The sequence below is a fragment of the Bradyrhizobium sp. genome (assembly GCF_049586575.1).
In the GTDB taxonomy this organism is placed as follows: Bacteria; Pseudomonadota; Alphaproteobacteria; order Rhizobiales; family Xanthobacteraceae; genus Bradyrhizobium.
Map to the genome: position 1 here is coordinate 1 of NZ_JBAVCF010000482.1, position 3,811 is coordinate 3,811.

A 3,811-nucleotide genomic window follows, 5' to 3' on the forward strand; every position below is an offset into this window, starting at 1 on the left:
TCAGGGGGTGATGGTGGTGCGCGACGGCACGTTGCGCGGTGGCGATTCGTTTTTTACGCCTATGGCAGCTACACCGCGGCCGATGGCAAGTGGAAGGGCGAAGTCACCAACCTCGAGCATACACCCAGTTTTGGCGAGAGACCGATCTGGGAACGCAAGGTGGTCACGATCGGCTTCACCGGTACCTATTCCGATGACGGGGCCGAAAGTGACGGCATTGCGCTGGCGGGCGAACAGAGCATCCGCTTCAAATCGCGGTTACGATTGCTGGTGCCGGATTAAACCCGCCCGTTGACGGGGAGCAGCGCGCCGGTGACGGCGCTTGCCGCATCGCTCGCCAGAAACAGGATGACGTCAGCCAGCTCATCCGGCCGGACCCATTTCGCAAAATCGGCGCCCGGCATGCTGGCGCGGTTGGCCGCGGTGTCGATGGTCGACGGCAACACCGCGTTCACGGTGATCTTGCCTTTGCATTCGGCGGCGAGCGCTTCGGTGAGACGATGCACTCCGGCCTTCGATGCTGCATACGGGCCCATGCCCGCGCCTGCCTGCAACGCGCCCATCGCGCCGACATTGACAATCCTGCCCGCATGGGACGCCGCAAGATAGGGGATCGCCGACCGCGAGGCATTGAGCGCAGTCAGGACGTTAAGCGCATACATGCGTTGCCAGGTTTTTGGGTCGCCATCGGAGACGGTCTCGAACGCAAATCCGCCGGCGATATTGATCAGCGCGTCGAGCTTGCCGAAATGCGAAGCCGCCACGTCGATCGCCTTGCTGGCCTCGGCCGCGTCGGTGAGATCGATGCCGCCAAGTTCGACCCGCTCGCTCGTCGCCTTGATCGTCGCTGCGGCATGATCGATGCCGGCGACTTTGGCGCCTTTGGCCAGTGCCGCAGCAACGACGACCTTGCCGAGCGCGCCTGAGGCGCCGGTCACGACGACGACCTTTCCTTGCATGATGAGGTCTCCGGCCCCGGGGGAAACAGAAAGCATTAAGTATCCCGGCCCACTATCGTCAGCCAAAAACCCGTTGGCAATGCGGCCAGAGCGATCAAACGCAACAGGTTTGCGCGGAAATAATGTCCATATTCCAACGGTTATTGGCGATTTCTAAAATTTGCCGGAGTTTTGTAAGCGAAACGCAGAACGGTCGGGTTATAGCTTTTCCCGTCGCTCAACTGACGGGGGCTCGAAACATCATGTTAAGACATCTGCCTGACCACGGTTTGCCGCTCGTCCAGCTCAAGGAGCAGCGGCGGGATCTGGTGGTCGCACTGCAAAACCGCAATGGCCCCGTCAGTGGATGGGAATTGATGCAGATCGCGGCCGTTCAGCAGGCGATTTCCGCATTCGAGGACGTCATCGCCGATCTCGACGCCGAAATGGAAGAAATGGAAGCGGCCGCCTGAGCGCTTCGCGTTTTGTCCGGGTCCAGGACTGTACACCTGCTTTTCCCAGCGCTATGGCAAGCCTGCCGTGAGGGCTGGGGGCGACGATGAGATGGCATAAGGGAGCCGTGGGCTGGGCGGCAATTTTGGTATTGGGCCTTGTTGGCCAGATATCACCGGCGTCGGCCCAGACTTTCGATTCCTACCGTTGCGCCGACGGCACGCACTTCATCCTGACATTCTACCCCAACGACAAGCGCGCCTTCCTCCAGATCGACGGCCATGCCGTCACGTTGAAGAAGGCTCTGACCGTGTCAGGCAGACGCTATTCCGGCAGTGGCGTGAGCCTTGTCATGACTGCAACTGGCGCCTTGATCAGGCATGTGCGACGGCCGGTGACGGCATGCGAGCTCTCTTAGAAAGACTCACAAACCGCGCTTAACCGGCGCTTCCGTAGCATTCGGCCTGATCCACCTAGTGATCGGGCCCGCGTTCGGCTTCCCGAATAGCTTCCTCGTGATACCAGCTTCCGCTGCAGGCCTCGTTTATACGAGGGGAAGCCTGAGCGACGGCAGGCTTGAATTCGTCGTAACGCTTTCCGCCGAGAGCCGCGCGGCCCCCGGCCGGAAATTGGTAGATCCGCGCAGACTCCTGCCCGTGATTTGTCGTCATCGAAATCTCCATTGCCGTGACGCTCTCAACGCATGGTGCGCCCGACTCGTTCGTGTGTGGTTACTGGAAGGCGGATATCGGTCCTGTGAGCCGGGCGCGCAACCTGATTAAAAAGAAATCATTTTCTGACCAAAAAGTATGCAAACTTGCCTTTGCCCCATGCAATGCAGGCTCGGGCCGCCGACCTGCTCCCGAATTGCCAGCCTTGCGGATAACAACGATTTTCTTCCGAAATGTTGCGTGTCTCTGCCGCATCCTTGATCGACGGCGGCGAGTCGTGGCGCAAATGCCGTGGAAACAGGCGCGGTTGCTGCGCAGAGTTTCTTGCGCCGTTTTTCAACGGCTCGGATGACCGCGCGGCTATGCCGCACTTTGCGCGACCCGGAAATCCGTGAAGCCGCCATCTGAAATGGCAATGCTGCACTGCAATAATTGGCACTTTTATTGCTTATTCGTGACTGGCCCTGACCGTGGCCGGGTACGTGTGCGGGGGTAGCTGCCTCAGGTTCGCTCTCACGCCTTTCGCATTATCAACTCAAGAGAGGCTCAATGACCAAGTACAAGCTCGAGTATATTTGGCTCGACGGATATACGCCGACGCCGAATCTGCGCGGCAAAACGCAGATCAAGGAATTCGCATCGTTCCCGACGCTGGAGCAACTGCCCCTGTGGGGCTTTGACGGAAGCTCCACCTTGCAGGCCGAAGGCCACAGCTCGGACTGCGTGCTCAAGCCGGTTGCCGTTTATCCGGACGCCGCCCGCACCAACGGCGCGCTCGTGATGTGCGAAGTCATGATGCCCGACGGCAAGACACCGCATCCCTCCAACAAGCGCGCCACCATCCTCGACGACGCGGACGCATGGTTTGGCTTCGAGCAGGAATATTTCTTCTACAAGGACGGCCGTCCGCTTGGCTTCCCGGCCTCCGGTTACCCGGCGCCGCAGGGCCCGTACTACACTGGCGTCGGCTACAAGAACGTCGGCGACGCCGCCCGCAAGCTGGTCGAAGAACATCTCGATCTCTGCCTCGCGGCCGGCATCAACCACGAAGGCATCAACGCAGAAGTCGCCAAGGGCCAGTGGGAATTCCAGATCTTCGGCAAGGGCTCCAGGACCGCCGCCGACCAGATGTGGATGGCCCGCTACCTGATGCTGCGGCTCACTGAAAAGTACGGCATCGACATCGAATTCCACTGCAAGCCGCTCGGTGACACCGATTGGAACGGCTCGGGCATGCATTGCAACTTCTCCACCAAGCACATGCGCGAAGTTGGCGGCAAGGAGTACTTCGAGAAGTTGATGGACGCCTTCAAGGCGAATCGCGCCGACCACATCGCGGTCTACGGTCCGGACAACCACATGCGCCTGACCGGCAAGCACGAGACCGCCTCGATCGACACTTTCAGCTGGGGCGTTGCTGACCGCGGGGCCTCGATCCGCGTGCCGCACTCTTTCGTCAACAACAGCTACAAGGGCTATCTGGAAGATCGCCGACCGAATTCGCAAGGCGACCCCTACCAGATCGCTTCGCAGGTGCTGAAGACCATCTCCATCGTGCCGACCGGCGCGAAGGCGGCGGCGTAAGTCACTTAAGGCACACCGCCTGCAGAGTTCGGCGCCGCAAGGTTCGACCTTCAACATGATCCGCCGGGACGACCGTCCCGGCGGATCACTGCGTTTTGAGCCTGAGATTGCCGTGCTAGTGGAGTGGATTTGACATTCGCTACCCGTAGCCGGGAATTCGTGATG

At 60.3% G+C, this 3,811-nt stretch carries 6 protein-coding genes; 4 read left to right on the top strand and 2 right to left on the bottom strand.

Annotated elements, in window-relative coordinates; all coding sequences use genetic code 11:
• Positions 1-282: hypothetical protein (locus WB528_RS18555; protein ID WP_423889850.1), on the top strand; the 282-nt coding region annotated here is incomplete at its 5' end.
• On the opposite strand, the gene fabG is transcribed toward WB528_RS18555, so the two are convergent.
• Positions 279-959, bottom strand: a complete 681-nt coding sequence (gene fabG, locus WB528_RS18560; protein WP_423889851.1) for a 3-oxoacyl-ACP reductase FabG — start codon at positions 957-959, stop codon at positions 279-281. The genes WB528_RS18555 and fabG overlap by 4 nt on opposite strands.
• A gap of 242 nt (positions 960-1,201) precedes the next feature.
• On the opposite strand from fabG, the gene WB528_RS18565 reads away from it, so the two are divergent.
• Together WB528_RS18565 and WB528_RS18570 are read left to right on the top strand one after the other, a co-directional pair.
• On the top strand, positions 1,202-1,411 hold the full coding sequence (locus WB528_RS18565; RefSeq protein WP_423889852.1) for a hypothetical protein: 210 nt from the start codon (positions 1,202-1,204) through the stop codon (positions 1,409-1,411).
• Between the two features lie 86 nt (positions 1,412-1,497).
• Complete coding sequence (locus tag WB528_RS18570) at positions 1,498-1,809, top strand: MliC family protein (RefSeq protein ID WP_423889853.1); 312 nt, start codon at positions 1,498-1,500, stop codon at positions 1,807-1,809.
• 55 nt (positions 1,810-1,864) lie between these two features.
• On the opposite strand, the gene WB528_RS18575 is transcribed toward WB528_RS18570, so the two are convergent.
• Complete coding sequence (locus tag WB528_RS18575; protein WP_423889854.1) at positions 1,865-2,062, bottom strand: DUF2735 domain-containing protein; 198 nt, start codon at positions 2,060-2,062, stop codon at positions 1,865-1,867.
• A gap of 549 nt (positions 2,063-2,611) precedes the next feature.
• Between WB528_RS18575 and WB528_RS18580 the strand changes: the two genes are divergently transcribed.
• A complete protein-coding gene (locus WB528_RS18580) occupies positions 2,612-3,646 on the top strand; it encodes a glutamine synthetase beta-grasp domain-containing protein (RefSeq protein WP_423889855.1) in 1,035 nt (344 codons plus the stop codon).
• Positions 3,647-3,811: the final 165 nt, after the last annotated feature.

What these genes read in the sequence shown, in the direction of transcription:
- WB528_RS18575 (WP_423889854.1), bottom strand. Translation starts at nt 2,062, where the DNA reads ATGACGACAAATCACGGGCAGGAGTCTGCGCGGATCTACCAATTTCCG.
- WB528_RS18570 (WP_423889853.1), top strand. Translation starts at nt 1,498, where the DNA reads ATGAGATGGCATAAGGGAGCCGTGGGCTGGGCGGCAATTTTGGTATTG.
- WB528_RS18580 (WP_423889855.1), top strand. Translation starts at nt 2,612, where the DNA reads ATGACCAAGTACAAGCTCGAGTATATTTGGCTCGACGGATATACGCCG.
- fabG (WP_423889851.1), bottom strand. Translation starts at nt 959, where the DNA reads ATGCAAGGAAAGGTCGTCGTCGTGACCGGCGCCTCAGGCGCGCTCGGC.
- WB528_RS18565 (WP_423889852.1), top strand. Translation starts at nt 1,202, where the DNA reads ATGTTAAGACATCTGCCTGACCACGGTTTGCCGCTCGTCCAGCTCAAG.